Here is a 21,465-nt window from a genome sequence, read left to right as displayed (position 1 = left end):
CCACACCATTTCGTTCTTCCGGATCAGCCAGGTCCGAGTCACTGCAGAAGGGGACGTCGACGTGTTTAGCGAGACCTCGGGGCGCGCCACGAATGAGCGTGGGGGAGCGGACGGCCGCGAGCGGCGGGAACTGCCGCTGACCGCCGCGCAGCTGGGCATTTGGCATGCGCAGCAGCTCGCCCCGCTCAGCACCGCCTACCAGGGCGGGGAGTACCTGGAGGTCGCGGGCCCGGTGGACGCCGCGCGGCTGGAGGCAGCGGTCCGGCGGACGCTGGAGGAGGCCGAGACGCTGCGGGTACGGGTGGTGGACGGACCCGACGGGCCCCGGCAGGTCATCACGCCCCTGGGCGACTGGACGTTGCCGGTGGTGGATCTGCGCCACGAGCCCGATCCGCGGGCGGTGGCCGAGCGGGCGATGTGGGAGCGGCTGCGCACCCCGCTGGACCCGGGCGGGGAACCGCTCTTCGGATGTGTGCTGTTCGCCCTCGCGCCGGACCGTTTCTTCTGGTTCCACCACTACCACCACCTGGTGGGCGACGGGTTCACGGTGGCCGCGGTGGCCCGTCGGGTCGCGGAGCTGTACACCGTGGCGGGCACCGAGGGTGTGGCCGCGGGCACACCGTTCCCCCCGCTGGCGGGGCTGGTCGAGGCGGACGCCGCATACCGTGCATCGGAGCAGTTCGAGGCCGACCGCGCGTTCTGGGCACGGGAGCTCGCGGACGCACCGGCACCGGCGTCGCTCAGTGCCCGGCCGCCCGCGCCGCCGCGGGAGAAGGTGCGGCGCGGGATGAGCCTGGAAGCGCCCCAGTTGGAGCGGCTGCGGGACGTGGCGCGTGAGGCCGCGCTGCCCTGGCCGATCGCGGTGCTCACGGCGGTCGCCGTCTATGTGCAGCGGATGTCCGGGGCCGGCGAGGTCACCCTCGGCGTGCCGGTCGCGTCCCGGATCGGCCACGCGCCGCAGCGGACTCCGGGCATGATGTCCAACCTGCTGCCGCTACGGCTCGATCTGGGTCCGGGCCTGACCGTCGGCGAGGCGCTGCGCCAGGTGTCCCGGCGGCTGCGCGCGGTCCTTCGGCACCAGCGGTACCGCTACGAGGATCTGCGCCGCGAGCACGGCGGCCCTGACGCCCTCACGCCCCTGTTCGGCCCGCAGGTCAACATCATGTCCTTCGCCGCCGAACTGACATTCGACGGTGCCCCGGTCGCCGTTCACAATCTGTCCATCGGGCCCACCGACGACTTCTCGGTCGTCGTCTCCGTCCACCCCGGCGGCACCGGGCTGAGGATCGAGCTGGACGGCAACGCCGACCGCTATGACGAGGCCGAAGTCGCCGCGCACCAGCAGCGGCTGGGACACCTTCTGGAGCGGCTGGCCCGGGCCGATGTGGACACTCCGCTCGGCCTGCTGGACATCACCACGCCCGCCGAGCGCACCCGTGCCCTTGCCCAGGCCGCGCCCCTCCCCCCTGCGGCGTCGCCGGAGGCGCGGGCCACGCTGCCCGGCCTGTTCGCGCACCAGGCCCGGCGTACGCCCTACGCCGCCGCGCTGACCTACGGCGACACCACGCTGACCTACGGCGAACTCAACGCCCGGGCCAATCAGCTGGCGCACCGTCTGATCGGGCACGGTGCGGGCCCGGAGCGGCTGGTGGCCATCGCGCTGCCGCGCTCGCTCGACCAAATCGTCGCGATCCTGGCGGTGTTGAAGGCGGGCGCGGCGTATGTGCCGCTGGATCCCGCGGCGCCGGCCGAGCGGCTGGCCCTCATCCTCGGCGACGCCCGCCCCGCGCTGCTGGTGACCGCCGCCGAGGTGGACGCCGCGGTCGGCGCGCACACCGGGGACGCGCTGCCGCGGCTGGTCGTCGACGCGCCCCAGGTCCGTACGGCCATGGCCCAGGAGCCCGCGACCGACCCGGTCGTGGCCGCGCTGCGGCCGGACTGCCCGGCGTATGTCATCTACACCTCGGGCTCGACCGGGCGGCCCAAGGGCGTCGTGGTCACCCATCGCAACGTCACCCGGCTGTTCGCCGCGGCCGCCGGGCACTTCGCGTTCGGCCCGCGGGACGTGTGGACCATGTTCCACTCGTTCGCCTTCGACTTCTCCGTGTGGGAGATGTGGGGTCCGCTGCTGCACGGCGGGCGGCTGGTGGTCGTCCCGTTCGACGTCTCCCGCTCCCCCGAGGACTTCCTGGACCTGCTGGCCGAGCAGCAGGTCACGGTCCTGAACCAGACTCCGTCGGCCTTCTACCCGCTCATCCAGGCCGACCGGGAGCGGCCCGGGCGCCACTTGGCCCTGCGCCACGTGGTGTTCGGCGGCGAAGCGCTCGACCTCGGGCGGCTCGAGGGCTGGTACGACCACCGCGCCGAGGACACGCCGGTGCTGTCCAACATGTACGGCATCACCGAGACCACGGTCCATGTCACCCACCTCGGGCTCGACCGCGCCACGGCGGCCCGCGCGACCGGCAGCCTCATCGGCGGCCCGCTCGGCGACCTTCGGGTGCTCGTGCTCGACCAGGCGCTGCAGCCCGTGCCCGAGGGCGCGGTGGGCGAGATGTACGTGACCGGTCCCGGCCTCGCCCGCGGCTATCTGGGCCGCCGCGGGATGACGGCGAGCCGCTTCGTGGCCGCGCCCTTCGGCCGCCCGGGCGAGCGGATGTACCGCACCGGCGACCTCGCCCGGCGGCGCGCGGACGGTTCACTCGCGTACCTGGGCCGGGCCGACGACCAGGTCCAGATCCGCGGGTTCCGCGTCGAACCCGGCGAGATCGCCGCCGTCCTCGCGGATCTGCCGGATGTCGCGCAGGCCGCCGTGGTGCCCCGGACGGACCGGCCCGGACAGACCACGCTGGTGGCCTATGTGGTGCCCGCCTCCGGTGCGCGGCCGGAGGTGTCGGCGTTGCGCGCGGGGGCCGCGGCGGCACTGCCGGACTACATGGTCCCCGGCGCGTTTGTGACCCTGCCGGCGCTTCCGCTGACCGTCAACGGCAAGGTCGACCGCGCCGCGCTGCCCGCACCCGACCCGGGTGCCGAGGTGTCGGGGCGGCGGCCGCGCACCGAAGAGGAGACGGTGCTCTGCGACATCGTCGCCGAGCTGCTGCATCTGGAGCGGGTCGGCATCGACGACGACTTCTTCACCCTGGGCGGCGACAGCATCGTCTCGATCCAGCTGGTCGGCGCGGCTCGCCGGGCGGGGCTGCGGTTCACCACGCGTGAGGTGTTCCGGTGCCGCACGGTCGAGGCGCTGGCCGCGGTGGCCGAACGCGGCGCGGCCCAGGGCGGTGACGGCGACGACGGCACCGGGGAGGTGCCCGCGACCCCGGTGATCCGCTGGCTCCAGGAGCGGGGCGGCGCCATCGACCGCTACCACCAGGTGATGACGTTCACCACCCCGCCCGGCGCGCGCCACGAGGAGCTGACCGCGGCCCTGCAGGCGCTCCTCGACGGCCATGACGCGCTGCGCGCCCGGCTGCTGGACGACGGCGACGGCCCGTGGCGGCTGGCCGTCGCCCCGCCCGGCGCCGTACGGGCCGCTGACCGGCTGCGGCGGGTGCCGCTCGCCGATGCCGACGCACCGGCCGAGGCGACCGCGCACGCGGTGCGCGCCGCGGTGGACGGGCTGGCCCGCGCGCCGGAACGATGCTGCAGGCGGTGTGGTGCGACGCGGGGGACGACCGGCCCGGGCAGATGGTGCTGGCCGTCCACCACCTGGTGATCGACGGCGTCTCCTGGCGCGTCCTGCTGCCCGATCTGGCCGCCGCCTACACCGCGGTGCGCGAGGGCCGCGACCCGCGGCCCGCACCCGCGGGCACCTCGCTGCGCCGCTTCGCCGGGCTGCTGGCCGAGCAGGCGGCGACCGGCGCCCGGGACGGGGAGACGGCGTACTGGCGGGCGGTGCTGACCGCCGCCGAGGAGCCGACCTTGGGGGCCCGGCCGCTGGACCCGGCGGCCGATGTGGCCGGGGCGCGGCGGCAGTTGACGGTCACGCTGCCCGCCGGTCTGGCCGAGTCCGTGCTGACCACGGTCCCGGCCGCGTTCCACACCGGGGCGCGTGAGGTGCTGCTGGCCGGGTTCGCCGCCGCCGTCGCCGACTGGCGTCGGGAGCACGGCGGCGCGGCGCCGGAGGTGCTGCTGGACCTGGAGGGCCACGGCCGCGACGCGCCGGCCGACGGGGCCGACCTGACCCGCACGGTGGGCTGGCTGACGGCCCTCTTCCCGGTCCGCCTCGGCCTGGGCGCCCTGGACTTCGCCGAGCTCGCCGCGGGTGGCACGGCCGCCGGACGGGCACTGCGGGAGGTCAAGGAGCGGCTGCGGGAGGTCCCGGACGGCGGCGTCGGCTACGGCGTACTGCGCTATCTGGCCCCGTCGGGCACCCTGCCGGACGACGGGGCCCGCCCGCAGATCCTCTTCAACTACCTGGGCCGGTTCGGTGCGGCCGACCCCGGGCGGCCCTGGACGCCGCTGCCCGGCCTGGAGGGGTTCGGCGGGGGCGACGACCCGGCGATGCCGGTCTCGCACGCCCTGCAGGTCGACGTGGTGGCCCAGGACGGGACCGGCGGGCCCGCGCTCACCGCGGTGCTGTCCTGGCCCGACGGCGTCCTGGACGAGGCGGCGCTGGAGGCGCTCGCCCGGAGGTGGCGCCGGGCGCTGGACGGCCTGGCCGCCCATGCCGCCCGCCCCGGCAACGGCGGCCTCGTACCCGCCGACGTCCCCCTGGCCGGGCTGACGCAGGACCAGCTGGACACGCTGGCGGCCGAGTCGGGTCCGCTCGCCGACGTGCTGCCGCTCGCCCCGCTCCAGCGGGGCCTGCTGTTCCACGCCACCTACGACACCGAGCAGCCCGACGCGTACACCGTCCAGTTCCGCTTCACGCTCCAGGGCACGGTCGACCCGGAGCGGCTGCGGCGGGCGGTGGAGGCCACGCTGCGCCGCCACCCCCAGCTGCGCGCGGGCTTCTGGGACGACGGGTCCGGAGTGCCGGTGCAGTTCGTGCCCCGGGCGTTCACGGTGCCCTGGCACCGGATCGACCTGCGCCATCTGGACGAGCGGGCGCGGGCGGCGGAGCTGGAGCGGGTGTCGGCCGAGCAGCCGCGGTTCGCCCCGGACCGGCCGCCGCTGTTCCAGTTCCTGCTGGCGCGCACCGGCGAGGACCGGCACGTCCTGGTCTTCCGCCATCACCACCTGCTGCTGGACGGCTGGTCGGTGCCGCTGCTGCTGCGCGACATCCTCTCCGCGTACGCCGCGGAAGGGGCGCAGGCCGGCTCGGCCACGCCCCCGGCCGTGCCCTACCACCGGTATCTCGACTGGCTACGCGGCCAGGACCGGGGGGCGGCCGAGGCGGCCTGGCGGGCGGCGCTGGCGGACCTGCCGGGGCCGACACGGCTCGCCCCGGCGGACGCCCCGCCCGCCGGCGGAGCCGTCGAGGAGCTGGCCGTGGACCTCGGCGCACCGCTCACCGCTGCCCTGGAGGCCGCGGGCCGCCGCCACGGCATCACCCTGGGCACCGTGGTGCAGGGGGCGTGGGCGATCGTCCTGGGCGCCCTGACCGGGTCGCGGGACGTGGTCTTCGGCGGCACCGTCGCCGGGCGGCCCGCGGAGGTCGACGGCGTCGAGTCGATGGTGGGCCTGTTCATCAACACCCTCCCGGTGCGGGCGAGGTTCCGCCCGGACGAGCCCGTACACGCCCTGCTGGAGCGGCTGCAGCAGGAGCAGGCGGAGCTGACCGTCCATCACCATCTGCCGCTGGCGCAGGTCCAGCGTCTGGGCGGGGTGGGCGAGCTGTTCGACACCCTCCTGGTGATCGAGAACTATCCGTTCCCGCCCGAATCGCTGCGGACGGCCGACGGTGCCTGGCACGTGGCGGGCATCGACGGCCGCGACGACACCCACTACCCGCTGAGCATCGCGGTGATGACGGGCGACGCGCTGCGGCTGCGCCTGGGCCATCGCACCGATGTGTTCACCGCCGAGCAGGTGCGGACCGTCGCGTCCTGCCTGCACCACGTCCTGGCGCGCCTCGCCGACGACCTGGAGCAGCCGGTGGGCCGGGTGCGGCTGCTGGACCCCGCCGCGCAGCGCACCGTCCTCGGCTGGGGCCGGGGCGCGGCCGCCTCGGCCGCGGCCGGCACCGTCGGCGGGCTGCTGGAGGATGCCGCCGCCCGCACCCCGGACCGCACGGCGCTGGTCGGCGAGGGCGGCACGCTGACCTACGCCCAGCTCGACGAGCGGGCCAACCGGCTCGCCCGGCTCCTGGCCGCCCGGGGCGCCGGGCCAGAGCACACGGTCGGGCTGCTGCTGCCCCGCGGCCTGGACGCGATCGTCGCCATGTTCGCGGTGCTCAAGGCGGGCGCCGCGTACGTCCCCATCGACCCCGGGCTTCCGGCCGAGCGGATCCGCTTCGTGATCGAGGACACCGCCCCGGCCGCGGTCGTGACCGCGACCGGACGGGCCCCGGCCCTCACCGGCACGCCCCTGGTCGTCCTCGACGACCCGCGGACCGCGGCCGAACTGGCCGCGCTGTCCGGGCTGGCCCTGGCCGACGAGGAGCGCGGCGGCCCGGTGCGGCCGGAGAACCTGGCCTACCTCATCCACACCTCCGGCTCCACCGGTGTGCCCAAGGGCGTGGGGGTCGAACACCGCAACCTGGTGGGCCTGTTCGCGGCCCACCGGCGCGACCTGATCGAGCCCGCGGTGGCGGCCGCGGGGGGACGCCGCTTCCGGGCCGCGATGACCGCGTCGCTGTCGTTCGACACCTCCTTCGACGGGGTGCTGTGGATGCTCGCGGGCCATGAACTGCACGTGGTGGACGACGACACGCGCCGCGATCCACGGGCCCTGGTGGCGTACGTCGCCGAGCACCGCGTCGACTTCCTCGACATCACCCCCTCCTATGCCGCGCGGCTGCTGGACGCGGGCCTGCTGGAGGCCGACGCGGCGCCCGCGGTGCTGATGCTCGGCGGCGAGGCGCTCGGTCCGGACCTGTGGGGCCGGCTGCGCGCGGCGGCCCCGGCGACCGCCGCGCACAACTTCTACGGTCCCACCGAGTTCACGATCGACGCCCTGTCCGCTCCGCTGACGGCCGCGGAAGACCCCGTGGTCGGCCGGCCGCTGCGCGGTGCGCGGGCGTACGTCCTGGACGACGCGCTGCGGCCGGTGCCCCCGGGCGCCCCCGGGGAGCTGTATCTTTCCGGGCCGCAGCTGGCGCGCGGCTATGCCGGGCGGCCGGCGCTCACGGCGGACCGGTTCGTCGCCGACCCGTTCGCCCCGGGCGGCCGGATGTACCGGACCGGCGATGTGGTGCGCTGGTCGGCCGAGAGCCAGATCGAGTTCCTGGGCCGCGCGGACGAGCAGGTCAAGGTCCGCGGGCACCGCATCGAGCTCGGTGAGATCGAGGCGGCGCTCACCGGTCACCCCTCGGTGGCCCGGGCCGCCGTGGTGGCCCGTAGCGACACCCCGGGCGTGACCCGGCTGGTGGCCTACGCCGTCGCCGCCGCGGGCCCCTGCGATCCGGCGGAGCTGCGCGAGCATCTCGCCCGGACACTGCCGGAGTACATGGTTCCGGCCGCGGTGGTACCGATGGCCGAGCTGCCGCTGACCGCGAACGGCAAACTGGACACCGGCGCCCTGCCGGCGCCCGACTTCGCCGCCGCGGCCTCCTCGCGGCCCGCGGCCACCCCGGCCGAGCACACGCTGTGCGCACTGTTCGCCGAGGTGCTGGGGTTGCCCGCGGTCGGTGCCGATGACGACTTCTTCGCCCTCGGCGGTGACAGCATCATCTCCATCCAGCTGGTCAGCCGGGCCCGCCGGGCCGGGCTGGGCTTGAGCCCGCGCGATGTCTTCACCCGCCGCACCGTGGCGGCCCTCGCGGCCGCGGCCACACCGGTGACCTCGGACGAGACGGCCGACACCCCTGGCCCGTCGGCCTCGGGTGAGCTGCCGCTCACCCCGATCGTCGCGGCGCAGCGCGAACTCGGCGGCCCCATCGACGGCTTCCACCAGGCGTTCGTGGTGACGGTGCCCGCGGGCTCCACCGCGGAGGCGCTCACCGAGGTTGTGCAGGCTCTCGTGGACCACCATGCCGCGCTGCGGCTGCGGCTGGACACCGGGGACGGCGACTGGCGGCTGACCGTACGCGAACCCGGCCGGGTGTCCGCCGCTCCGCTGCTGACCGCGGTCGAGGTCACGGCGGCCGGAGCGGACGGGGGTGCCGACCCGTACGAGGACGCCTTCGCCACCGCGCTGCGCACGGAGCTGCCGCAGGCGCGGGCCCGGCTGGACCCGGCGGCGGGCACCGTCCTGGACGCCGTGTGGTTCGACGCCGGCCCCGAGCGTGCCGGGCGGCTGCTGCTGAGCGCGCACCACCTGGCCGTCGACGGGGTGTCCTGGCGGATCCTGCTGGAGGATCTGGCCCTGGCCTGGCAGGCGCGGGCCGCCGGCCGACGGGCCCAGCTCCCGCCGGCCACCACCTCGCTGCGGACCTGGGCCACCGGCCTGGCCGCGCTGGCGCACACCCCGGAGGTGGAGCGGGAGCTGGAGGTGTGGACGGGGCTGCTGCGCACCCCCGACCTGCCGGTGGCCGACCGTCCGCTGGACCCGGCCCGGGACGTGGCCGCCACGGCCCGCACCCTGACCGTGACCGTGTCCGCCGCGCACACCGCGCCGCTGCTCACCACCCTGCCCACCGCCTTCGCCACCGGGGTGAACGAGGTGCTGCTGGCCGGGTTCGCGGTCGCCGTCGCCGACTGGCGGCGACGGCGGGGCCAGCACCCGGACGGTCCGCTGGTGGACGTGGAGAGCCACGGCCGGCACGACCTGCTGGAGGGCGCCGATCTGTCCCGTACGGTCGGCTGGTTCACCGAGCAGCACCCGGTGCGGCTCGACCCCGGCCCGCTGGACTGGGCGGACGCCACGGCCGGCGGCCCCTCCCTCGGCCAGGCGGTCAAGCGGATCAAGGAGCAGATCCGGGCCGTCCCCGGCGACGGCGCCGGGTACGGCCTGCTGCGGTACCTCAATGCGCGCACCACCGCGACGCTGGCCGAACTGCCGCGCGCCGAATGGGGGTTCAACTATCTGGGCCGGTTCACCGCCGGGCGGACGGACGAGGACTGGGCGCCGGTCGGCGCGGCCGGGCCGCTCGGCGGGGCCGACCCGCAGATGCCGCTGGAGCACGCCCTCGACCTCACCCTGGTCACCCAGGACCAGCCGGCGGGCCCCACCCTGGTGGCCACCTGGACCTGGGCGGGCGAGCTGCTGTCCGAAGCGGAGGTGCGGGAGCTGTCACAGGCGTGGCTCCGGTCGGTGGAAGCGCTCGCCGCCTACGCCGCCCGGCCCGGTGCGGGCGGCCGCACCCCGTCCGATTTCCCGCTGGTGTCGCTGTCCCAGCACGAGGTGGAGCGGCTGGAGGCCGCCAGGCCCACGCTGGTGGACGTGGTGCCGCTCGCCCCGCTGCAGCAGGGCCTGATGTTCCAGAGTCAGCTGAGCGAGGGCCAGGTCGACCTGTACACCTCGCTGCTCACCCTTCAGGTGCGCGGCCCGCTGGACACGGCGCGGCTGCGCGCCGCGTGGGACGAGCTGATCCGCCGCCATCCGCTGCTGCGCACCGAGTTCCGGCAGGACGGACTGCGGGAGACCGTCGGCGTGGTCGTGGACGCGGTCGAGCTGCCGTGGACCGAGGTGGATCTGTCCGGCTGCGCGCCAACCGAACGCGAGAGCCGGCTGGCGGGGCTGGTGGAGCGGGAGCGCGGCCACCGCTTCGACCTGGGCAACGCGCCCCTGCTGCGCTTCACGGTCGTCACGCTGGGCCCCGACCGCCGCGCGCTGCTGTTCACCAACCATCACATGCTGGTGGACGGCTGGTCGATGCCGATGCTGTTCGCCGAGCTGTTCGCGCTGTACGGCGGTGACGGCGCCCAACGGCCGCCGTTCGCCTACCGCGACTATCTGGACTGGCTGGGCCGGCAGGACCGGGCGGCGGCCGAGCGCGCCTGGAGCGAGGAACTGGCCGGTCTGGGGGACGCCACGGTGCTGGCGCCCGGGGAGCGGTCCGGCGCGGTCGTGGTCCCGGAGCGACTCACCGCCGAGCTGCCCGAGGAGACGACGGCCGCGCTGACGGCCACCGCCCGCGCGTTCGGCCTGACCCTGAACACCGTGGTGCAGTCGGCGCTCGCCGTGCTGATCGCACGGGCCACCGGGCAGAACGACGTGGTGTTCGGCACGACCGTCTCCGGCCGTCCGGCGCAGTTGCCCGGTGTGGAGGACATGCTGGGCATGTTCATCAACACCATTCCGGTGCGGGCGGCGGTGCGCCCCGAGCAGACCCTGGTGGAGACGGCCAAGCTGCTCCAGGAGCGGCAGGTGCGGTTGCTGGACCACCATCACCTGGGGCTGGCCGACATCCAGCGGGCCGCGGGACGGCGCGAGTTGTTCGACACCGTCATCTCGTTCCAGAACTTCCCGCTGCAGCAGGCGCTGCCCGACCTGGGCGCGACCGGTCTCGAGGTGACGTCCGCGGAGAGCACCGACGCCAGCCACTACCCGTTCGTCTTCCACGCCTTCCCCGGGGAGCGGCTGGAGCTGCGCATCACCTATCAGCCCGATGTGCTGGATGCGGCGGGGGCCCGGGCCATGCTGGACCGGCTGGCCCGGGCGGTGTCCGCGTTCGCCACCCGGCCCGAGGCCCGGGTGGGACGGCTGGACCTGCTCGCCGACGGCGAGCGCCAGGCACTGCTCTCGGTCGGCAGCGGCCCGGACGAGCCGGTGGCCAACGGCCATCTGGCCGCGCTGTTCGAGCGGGTGGCCGCCCGCGCGCCCCAGGCGTGCGCGGTCCGCTGGGAGGACCAGGAGCTGAGCTATGACGAGCTGAACCGGCACGCCAACCGGCTCGCCCGGCGCCTGGTGGCGATGGGCGCCGGGCCCGAGCGGTTCGTGGCGGTGGCCCTGCCCCGGTCCGTCGCCTGGATCACCGCGGTGCTGGCGGTGGCGAAGGCCGGGGCCGCGTATCTGCCGGTCGACACCGACTACCCGCATGAGCGCATCGCCTTCATGCTCGACGACGCGCGTCCGGTCCTCGTCATCACCGCCGACACCGTCCAGGACCCGCTGCCGCCCGCCGATGTGCTGCCGCGGCTGTGCCTGGACGACCCGGCGGTCGCGGACGCGCTCGCCGCGGCGTCCGACACCGACCTCGGCGACGCCGACCGGGCCGGCGCCCTGGCCACCGCCAACGCCGCCTACATGATCTACACCTCGGGGTCCACCGGTCGCCCCAAGGGCGTCGTCGTCACCCACACCGCGCTGGCCGCGCTCGCCGATCTGCACACCCGCCGGCTCGGCGCGGGCCCCGGCAGCCGGGTGCTGCAGTTCGCCTCGCCGAGCTTCGACGCCTCCGTGTGGGAGGTGTGCATGGCGCTGCTGACGGGCGCCACCCTGGTGCTCGCCCCCAAGCACCGACTGCTGCCGGGGCCCGCGCTCCTCGAGCTGATCGCCGAGCACCGGGTCACCCACGCCACCATTCCGCCGACCCCGCTCGGGGCGGTGGGCGAGGAGGATCTGCCCAGCCTGACCGCCCTGGTGGTGGCGGGCGAGGCCACCGGCGCCGATCTCGTCGCCCGCTGGGCCCCCGGCCGCACCATGATCAACGCGTACGGGCCCACCGAGACCACGGTCTGCGCGACCGTCAGCGGCCCGCTGACCGGCGGCCGCCCATCCATCGGCCGCCCCATCCCGCACGCCCGGGTGCGGGTCCTGGACAGCACGCTGGCCCCGGCCCCGGCCGGTGTCACCGGCGAGCTGTACATCGCGGGCCTGCCGCTGGCCCGCGGCTACTGGGGCCGTCCGGACCTGACCGCCGACCGGTTCGTCGCCGACCCCTTCGGTCCGCCCGGAGCTCGCATGTACCGCACCGGCGACCTGGTGCGCTGGCTCCCCGACGGGGAGCTGGACTTCCTCGGCCGGGCCGACCACCAGGTGAAGCTGCGCGGCTTCCGGATCGAACCCGCCGAGATCGAGGCCGTCCTGTCCGGAGCGCCGGGCGTGGCCGAGGCGGTCGTGACGGTACGGGAGGACCAGCCGGGCGAACCGCGCCTGGTCGCCTATCTGCTGGCCGAGGACGGCCCCGGTCCCGACGTGGACGTGGTCGCCGCCACCGCCGCCGCGGCGCTTCCGGACCACATGGTGCCGCGGGTGTTCGTGCCGATGTCCCAGTGGCCGCGGACGCCCAACGACAAGCTGGACCGAGCCGCGCTCCCGGCACCGCAGGCGCCGGCCGCGGCCGGCCGGCCCGCGCGCACCGTGCTGGAGCAGGTGCTGAGCACCCTCTTCGCCGAGGTGCTCACGCTGCCCTCGATCGGCGTGGACGACGACTTCTTCCAGCTCGGCGGGCACTCCCTGCTCGCCAGCCGGCTGGCCGGCCGCATCCGTTCCACGCTCGGGGCCGAGGTGCCGGTGCGGACGCTCTTCGAGAACCCGACGGTCGGCGGGGTCGCGGCCTGGTTCGGCCGGGAGACGGCGGCACTGCGCCCCGCGCTGCGCCGGATGTCCCATCCGGACCGGCTGCCGCTGTCCCACGCCCAGCGGCGGCTGTGGTTCATCGACCGGTACGAGGGCGCCAGCGCCACGTACAACATGCCGATCGCGATGCGGCTCCACGGTCCGCTGGACGCCGGCGCGCTGCGCGCGGCGGTGGCCGATGTCATGGCCCGTCACGAGGCGCTGCGCACGGTCTTCCCCGACGAGGCCGGCGTCCCCTGGCAGCGCGTCCTGGACCCCGAGGGACTGCGGATCGACCTGCCGGTGACCACGGTGGCCGCCGACGGGGTCGCGGAGGCGCTGACCGAAGCGGCCCGCCGCCCCTTCGATCTGGCGGTGGACCCGCCGCTGCGCGTGGAGCTGTTGCGGCTGGACGAGCGGACGCATGTGCTGCTGGTGGTGGTGCACCACATCGCCGGTGACGGCTGGTCGATGGACCCCCTGTGCCGGGACATCAGCACCGCCTACGCGGCGCGACTGCACGGCCGGGCCCCGGACTGGGAGCCGCTTGCGGTCCAGTACGGCGACTACACCCTGTGGCAGAGCGAGCTGCTGGACGAGGAGGCCGGGCCGGACAGCCCGTTCGCCCGCCAACTGCGGTTCTGGACCGAGGCCCTGGAGGGCGCGGCCGAGCAGCTGGCCCTGCCCACCGACCGCCCGCGCCCGGCCGTGCCCAGCTACCGCGGCGACGATGTGGTCTTCCGGGTGGACGCCGAGACGCACACCGGGCTCACCGAGCTGGCCCGCCAGTGCGGGGTGACGGTGTTCATGGTGCTCCAGGCCGGGCTCGCGACCCTGCTGACCCGGCTCGGGGCGGGGACGGACATCCCACTGGGCAGCCCCGTCGCGGGCCGCACCGACGAGGCCGTACAGGACCTGGTCGGGTTCTTCGTCAACACCCTGGTGCTGCGCACCGACACCTCGGGCAACCCCGGCTTCCGGGAGCTGCTGGACCGGGTGCGCGGAACCGACCTGGCCGCCTACGCGCACCAGGACATGCCGTTCGAGCGGCTGGTGGACGCCCTCAAGCCCGAGCGCGATCCCTCACGCAACCCGTTGTTCCAGGTCGCCTTCGGGCTGCAGAACGACGCCACACCCGTGGTGGACCTGCCCGAGGTGCGGGGCGAGGAGGAGTTCGTGGGCATGAAGGTCGCCCGCTTCGACCTCATGTTCGGCTTCACGGAGACGCATGACGCCGACGGTCTGCCCGCCGGGATGAACGGGTCCGTGGAGTACGCCACCGACCTGTTCGACGCGGAGACGGTCGAAGGCTTCGTCCGGCGGCTCATCCGGCTGCTGCGCAGTGCGATCCAGGACCCGGACCGCGGCTTGGACGCGCTCGCGATCATGGACGAGGAGGAACGCCGCCGCATACTGGTCGACTGGAACGACACCGCGCGCCCCGCCCCCACCGGCACCCTGGTCAGCCGCTTCGAGGAGCAGGTGGCCCGCACCCCGGCGGCCCCCGCGCTGCTCGGCGGCGACCGCACGCTGGACTACGCCACGCTCGACCAGGAGGCCAACCGGCTCGCCCGGCTGCTGGTGGAGCGCGGCGTCGGCCCCGAGACACTGGTGGCGATCGCGCTCCCGGCGTCGGTCGAGCAACTCGTCGCGGTATTCGCGGTGCTCAAGGCGGGCGCGGGCTATCTGCCGCTCGATCCGCGCCACCCCGTCGAGCGCGTCCGGTTCATGCTCGACGACGCCCGGCCCACGCTGCTGCTGTGCACCGCGCAGGGCGCCTCCCAGCTGCCCGCGGACGATACCCGGCCCCGGCTGTACCTCGACGCCCCGGATACCCGGGCGGAGCTCGCGGCGCGTCCCGGCCATGCCCTCGACGACGCGGAGCGGCGCCGTCCGCTGCACCGGAGCAATGTCGCGTACGTCATCTACACCTCCGGCTCGACCGGTCGCCCCAAGGGCGTGGCCGTGGCCCACGCCTCCGTCCTGCAATACCTGGACTGGGCCCTGGACATCTATCCGGCGCTGCGCGGCACCGCGCTGCTGCACTCGCCGATCTCCTTCGACCTGACGGTGACCGCGCTGTTCGGGCCGCTGCTCTCCGGTGGCCGCCTGCACGTGGCCGGGATGGAGGAGGACCGGCAGACCGTCGAGGCGCTTGACGCCACCCCGTTGTCGTTCCTGAAGGTGACACCCACCCACCTGCGGCTGCTCGACGCGCTGCCGCCGGAGTTCTCCCCCGCCGACGACCTGGTGATCGGCGGCGAGGCGCTGACCGACGCCGCGCTCGCCAACTGGCGCGCCCGCAACCCGCGGACCACCGTGCACAACGAGTACGGCCCCACCGAGACCACGGTCGGCTGCAGCGTCCACCGGATCGCGCCGGGCGACGAGGTGCGCCCCGGCGTGGTGACCCTCGGCGGGCCCGCGTGGAACACCCGGATGTATGTGCTGGACGCGCGGCTGCGGCCGGTTCCGGTGGGTGTCCCCGGCGAGCTGTACATCGCGGGCGGGCTGCTGGCCCGCGGCTATCTGTACCGGGCCGCGCTGACGGCCGAGCGGTTCGTCGCCGACCCGTTCGGCACGCCGGGCGAGCGGATGTACCGCACCGGCGACCTGGTGCGCTGGCTCCCCGACGGCCGGCAGGAGTTCGTCGGCCGGGTCGACAACCAGGTCAAGGTGCGCGGCTACCGCATCGAGACCGACGAGATCGAGCGCAGCCTGCGGGACCACCGGGAAGTGGACGAGGCCGTGGTGATGGTGCGCGAGGACCACCCGGGGGATCCGCAACTGGTGGCGTACGTCGTGCCCGCGCTGGACGGTTCCCGGGAGGAGACCGGCTCCGCCGAGGAGCAGATCGACCAGTGGCAGCAGGTGTACGACCTGATGTACGGGGCCGAGCGGCCGGAGGAGTTCGGCGAGGACTTCAGCGGCTGGGCCAGCAGCTATACCGGCGAGGACATCCCCATCGAGGAGATGCGCGAGTGGCGGGACGCCACCGTGGAACGAATCCGTGCCCTACGGCCCCGCCGGGTGCTGGAAATCGGCGTCGGCAGCGGACTGCTGCTGGCCAAACTCGCCGGTGACTGCGAGGCGTACTGGGGCCTGGACTTCTCCGCCGAGGCCATCGCCGTACTGCGCCGTCAGGTCGCCGCCCGGCCCGAACTGGCGGAGCGGGTGCGGCTGCGGGTGAGCGCGGCGCAGGAGCTGGAGGGGCTGCCCACCGGCTTCTTCGACACCGTGGTCATCAACTCCGTCGCCCAGTACTTCCCGCACGCCGCCTACCTCACCGACCTGCTGGGGTCCCTGGCGGAGCTGGTGGTCCCCGGGGGCGCGGTGTTCCTCGGCGACCAGCGCAACCTGCGCACCCAGCGCGCCTTCCAGACCGCGATCCGGCTGCGGCAGCGCGCCGAGCACCAGGACGGGGCCGCGGTGTCCCGGGCGGTCGAGCAGGCGATCATGATGGAGAAGGAACTCCTGGTCGACCCCGAGTACTTCGCCGCCGTCGCCCGCGACATCCCCGCCTACACGGCCGTGGACGTCCGGGTCAAGCGCGGCCACGGCGACAACGAGCTCACCCGCCACCGCTTCGACGTGGTGCTGCGCACCGGCCCGGTGGACGCACACGACCTCGGCACCGTCGAGCGGCTGCGCTACGGCGTGGACCTCACCGACCTGGCGGACCTCGAACACCGGCTGGCCCGGCGCGGCGGTGAGCCGATCCGGGTCACCGGCATCCCCGACGCCCGGCTGGCCGGGGAGCAGGCCGCCCTGCACACCCTCACCGAGGGGCGCCAGATGGCCGAGGTCCTGGCGGCTCTGGGCCACCCCGACGAGCCGGGGATCGATCCGGAGACACTTCACTCCCTGGCCGAGCGGCACGGGCTGCCCGTCCTGGTCACCTACGCCTCCGGCGCCCCGGGGCGGCTCGACGCCGTCTTCGGCGCCGACGGGCCGGCCCTGACCGATGTGTACCTTCCCGCCACCCGGCTGGAGCCCGGCGCATACGTCAACAACCCCCTCGGCTCACGCCGGCTGGGCACCCTGGTGGCCGACCTGCGCGCCCACGCCGAGCGGCAGCTGCCCGAGTACATGGTGCCCGTCGCGTTCGTCCCGCTCGACGAGCTGCCCATGACGGTGAACGGCAAGCTCGACCGCCGGGCGCTGCCCGCGCCGGAGTTCACCGGCGGCACCACCTCACGGGCGCCGCGCACCGAGCTGGAGGCCCTGGTCTGCGCCGTGATGGCGGAGGTCCTGGCCCTGCCCACGATCGGCATCGACGACAACTTCTTCGACCTGGGCGGCGACAGCATCATCTCCATCCAGCTCGTCAGCCGGCTGCGGGCCGCCGGTGTGGTCCTCACCGCCCGTGATGTGTTCCGGCACAAGACGGCGGCGGACATGGCGGCCGTCGCCGATACACCCACCGACACCACACCGGAGGGGGCCCCGGCGCCGAGCGCGCCACCGCCGCCCGACGACGGGACGGTCGACCGGTCCCTGGTGTCGCTCTCGGACGACGAACTCTCACTGCTCGAATCTGACTGGAGGTTGCCGGAATGAGCACATCGGCAGTTGAAGCGATCCTGCCGCTCACCCCGCTGCAGGAGGGGCTGCTCTTCCACAGCCTGTACGACGACCGCAGCGTGGACCTCTACACCTCGCAGCTGAGCGTCGAGCTGGAGGGCCGGCTGGACGCCGACGCCCTCCGGGCGGCCGCGGCCACCGTGCTGCGCCGCCACGCCAACCTCCGGACGTCCTTCCAGCACCGCAGCTCCGCCCAGCCCGTGCAGCTGGTGATCCGGGAGGTGCCGGTCCCCTGGACCGAGCACGACCTCGGCGGGCTGACCGAGGAGGAGCGCGCGGCCGAGGTGGCGCGGCTGACGGAGGAGGACCGCACCCGCCGGTTCGACCTCGCGCGCCCGCCGCTGCTGCGGTTCACCCTGATCCGTCTGGGTGCCGAGCGCTGCCGGCTGCTCTTCACCCACCACCACATCCTGCTGGACGGCTGGTCCATCCCGCTGCTGCTCAGCGAGTTGTTCGCGCTGTACGCGCGCGGCGGCACCAATGACAGCAAACTGCCGCCGGTCCCGCCGTTCCGCGACTACCTCGTCTGGCTGGCCGGGCAGGACCGGCCGGCGGCCGAACAGGCGTGGGCCGAGGCGCTCGACGGCCTGGCCGAGCCGATGGTGGTGCGGCCGGTGGCACCGGACCGCATGGCGGTGCTGCCCGAGCGGGCCACCCTCGACCTGAGCCGTTCGCTGACCACCGCGCTGACCGCACTGGCCCGGCGCCATTCGCTCACCCTCAACACGGTCGTCCAGGGGGCGTGGGCGCTGCTGTTGAGCCAGCTCACCGGGCGCCGCGACGTGGTCTTCGGCACCACCGTCTCCGGCCGCCCGCCGGAGCTGCCGGGTGTGGAGAACATGGTCGGCCTGTTCCTCAACACCCTGCCGGTGCGGGTGCGCATCGATCCCGGCGAGTCCGTCCTGGACATGCTGGTACGGGTCCAGGCCGAGCAGACGGAGCTGCTGCCGCACCAGCACCTGGGGCTCGCCGCGATCCAGCGGCTGGCGGGCGGGACCGAGCTGTTCGACACCATGACGGTGTTCGAGAGCTTCCCCGTCGACCACAACGCCGAGAGCCTGCCCGGCACCGGGCTGCGCGTCGTGGAATCCGAGGGCACCGACTACAGCCACTATCCGATCGCGCTGATGGTGCTGCCCGGGGAGCGGCTGCATCTGCGGCTGAGCTACCAGCCCGACCTGTTCGGCGCCGAGGAGACCGCGGCCCTGCTGGACCGGGCGCGACGGCTGCTGGAAACCCTCGTGGCCGAGCCGGAGCAGCCGGTCGGGCGTCTCGACCTGCTGGACGCGGCCGAGCGGCAGCGGCTGCTGGTGCGGTTCAACGACACCGGCCGACCCGTCGAACCGGCCACCCTCGCCCAGCTCTTCGAGGCCCAGGCCGCCCGCGCACCGGAGGCCGTCGCCGTCGAGTACGAGTCGACCACCGTCACCTACGGGGAGCTGGACGCGCGGGCCAATCAGCTCGCCCGCCAGCTGGCCGCCCGCGGCATCGGGCCGGAGCGGGTCGTGGCGCTGGCGCTGCCGCGCGGCATTCCGTTCGTGCTGTCGGTGCTCGCGGTGGCCAAGGCCGGGGGCGCGTACCTGCCGGTCGATCTGCGCTACCCGCGGGAACGCATCGCCTTCCTCCTCGACGACGCGCGGCCCGCGGCGGTGCTCACCACCAACGACGCCACCCGGTTGCTGCCCGCCACCGGCGCCGCCGAGGTGCTGCCGCTGGACGACCCGCGGCTGGGCGCCGCGCTGGCGGACACCGCGCGCACCCCGCTGACCGACCAGGAGCGCACCGCTCCCGCGCACCCGCTGCACCCGGCCTACGTCATCTACACCTCCGGCTCCACCGGGCGCCCGAAGGGCGTCGTGGTGAGCCATCTGGGTCTGGCCAACGCCGTCGCGGTACAGCGCCACATGCACCGGGTGGGGCCGGGCGACCGGGTACTGCAGTTCGTCTCCCCCAGCTTCGACGCCTCGTTCTGGGAGCTGTCCAAGGCCCTGTTCACCGGCGCCACCCTGGTGTGCGCGCCCGAGGAGCGCCTCGCGCCGGGCCCCGACCTGGCCGCGCTGCTCGACGAGGGGCGGATCACCCATCTGATGATCCCGCCGTCGCCGCTGTCGATGATGCCGGCCGGCAGCCTCGGCACGGTGCGCGGGCTGATGGTGGGCGGCGAGGCGTGCTCGGCCGAACTGGTCTCCGCCTGGGCGCCCGGACGCCACATGGTCAACGCGTACGGGCCGACCGAGGCCACGGTCGCCGCCACCATGACCGACGGGCTCACCCCGCAGGGCGCCGCGCCGTCCATCGGCGCACCGCTGGACAACGTGCGTGCCTATGTGCTGGACCAGGCGCTGCGGCCGGTGCCGGTGGGCGCGGTGGGCGAGCTGTATCTGAGCGGGGTGGGGCTCGCCCGCGGCTATCTGGGGCGGGCGGCGCTGACCGCGGAGCGGTTCGTGGCCGATCCGTTCGGCGCGGCCGGGGAGCGCATGTACCGCACCGGCGACCTGGTGGCCTGGACCGACTCCGGGGAGCTGACGTTCGCCGGCCGGGCCGACGACCAGGTCAAGATCCGTGGCTTCCGCATCGAGACCGGTGAGATCGAGGCCGCCCTGCGTGGCCACGCCGCGGTGCGGCAGGCGGTCGTCACCGTCCGCGAGGACCGCCCCGGCGACCGCCGCCTGGTGGCATACGTGGTGGTGGAGGGGGCCGGTGCGGACGAGGTGCGCGAGCACGTCGCGGAGCGGCTGCCCGGCTATATGGTGCCCGCCGCCTTCGTCGTCCTCGACGAGCTTCCGCTGACCCGCAACGGCAAGGTGGCCAAGGCCGCGCTGCCGGCGCCGGCGGCGCAGGGCGCCCGGCGCGCGCCCTCGACCCCTGAGCAGGAGATCGTCTGCGGTCTCTACGCCGATGTCCTCGGCGCACCCGAGGTCGGTGCCGACGACGACTTCTTCCAGCTGGGCGGGCATTCGCTGCTCGCGATCCGGCTGGCCGGGCGGATCCGCTCGGCCTTCGGGGTGGACGTGCCGATCCGCGTCATCTTCGAGGCACCCTCGGTCGAGGCGCTGACCGCCCGGATCACGGCCGCGCTGCCGCAGGGTGACGCGGCGTCCGCGGCCGGGGCCCGCACGGTGGAGGTCTCCCGCGCGGACCGCCGGCTGTGGTTCATCAACCGCTTCGAGGAGCATCGGGCCGCCACCCACAACGTGCCGTTCGCCGTGCGGCTGACCGGCGACCTCGACCAGGAGGCGCTGCGCGGCGCGCTGCACGATGTGCTGGCCCGGCACGAGGCGCTGCGTACGGTCTTCCCCGAGCGGGACGGCGAGCCGAGCGGTGCGGTGCTGCCGCCGTCGAGTGTGCGCGTCCCGCTCACGGTGGCCGACTTCGACGAGGCGGCGGTGGCCGCCGAGGTGGCCGGCGGATTCGACCTGGCCACCCGGCTGCCGGTGCGGTTCGCGCTGTTCCGCGTCAACGACGGCGAGGCCGTCCTGGTGACGGTGGTGCACCGGATCGCGGGCGACGACTGGGCGGGCGGACGGCTGCTGCGCGACCTGGCGTCCGCCTACCGGGCCCGGACCGGCGGCGAACCGGTGCGCTGGGAGGCGGAGCCGGAGCCGGACCGGGCCCGGGACGAGGAGGCCCTCGCCTGGTGGGCCGGACACCTGTCGGGCGCGCCCGAGGAGCTGCCGCTGGCCACCGACCGGCCGCGCCCGGCGGCGGACGCCCAGCCCTCGCACGCCGTCCCCGTCCGGCTGGGCGCCGCGGCGCGCGAGCGCCTCGGCGCGCTCGCCGAGCGGGCCGGCACCGACCTGGAGACGGTGCTGCGCGCCGCGTTCGCCCTGGTGCTCGGCGGCCTCGGGGCCGGCCATGACGTGCCCGTCGCCACCCTGTCCCACCCCGCCGGGGAGACCGGCTCCGCGGCTTTCGGGGCACATCTGTCCGTGCTGCGCGTCGACACCTCCGGTGATCCGACGGTGGCCGAGCTGCTCACCCGCGTCGGCAAGGCGGCCGCCGAGGCCCGGCGCCACCCGGTCCCGTTCGAGCGGCTGTTGCGCCGTCTGGAGCCGGATCTGATCGCCTCGCGCCATCCGCTGGCGCAGGTCGCCCTGACCGTACGGAGCGGTGGGGGCACCGCGCGGTGGCCCCATCTGGTGGTGCGCCCGGACGACGCGGCCCTGGGCGTGGAGAAGTTCGACCTGGCGGTGGTCCTGGCCGATGAGCCCGGCGGCCAGGAGCTCACCGGGCGGCTGCACTACCGCTCGTCGCTGTTCGACGCGGAGTCCGTGGCGCGGCTGTGGGAGCGCATGACATCGGTGCTCACCCAGCTCGCCGACGCGCCCGGCGGGCGGCTGTCGCGGCTGCGGCTGCTGACCGGGGCCGAGCACGCGCGGCTGCTGACCGAGTGGA

General features: G+C 74.9%; 2 protein-coding genes and 1 pseudogene. All 3 read left to right on the top strand.

All coding sequences use genetic code 11. The features are described 5' to 3' along the window. Positions 1-61: 61 nt before the first annotated feature. Positions 62-3,715, top strand: a complete 3,654-nt coding sequence (locus BLV72_RS30600) for a non-ribosomal peptide synthetase (RefSeq protein WP_093466288.1) — start codon at positions 62-64, stop codon at positions 3,713-3,715. After that, positions 3,640-17,046, top strand: coding sequence for a non-ribosomal peptide synthetase (locus tag BLV72_RS50245; protein ID WP_093466286.1), 13,407 nt, complete (start codon positions 3,640-3,642; stop codon positions 17,044-17,046). Before BLV72_RS30600 ends, BLV72_RS50245 begins: the two co-directional genes overlap by 76 nt. Then, positions 17,043-21,443, top strand: a pseudogene (locus tag BLV72_RS52120) (amino acid adenylation domain-containing protein); the annotation flags it as partial. The gene BLV72_RS50245 and the pseudogene BLV72_RS52120, both read left to right, overlap by 4 nt. Positions 21,444-21,465 lie beyond the last annotated feature (22 nt).

Origin of the sequence: Streptomyces melanosporofaciens (genome assembly GCF_900105695.1) — a bacterium.
GTDB classification, from domain to species: Bacteria; Actinomycetota; Actinomycetes; order Streptomycetales; family Streptomycetaceae; genus Streptomyces; species Streptomyces antimycoticus.
The sequence above is the reverse complement of the archived record's forward strand: the minus strand, read 5'-3'. Positions and strand labels throughout refer to the sequence as shown.

Bases quoted from the DNA above. Each gene is read 5' to 3' on its own strand.
- BLV72_RS50245 (WP_093466286.1), top strand. From the start codon at position 3,640: ATGCTGCAGGCGGTGTGGTGCGACGCGGGGGACGACCGGCCCGGGCAG.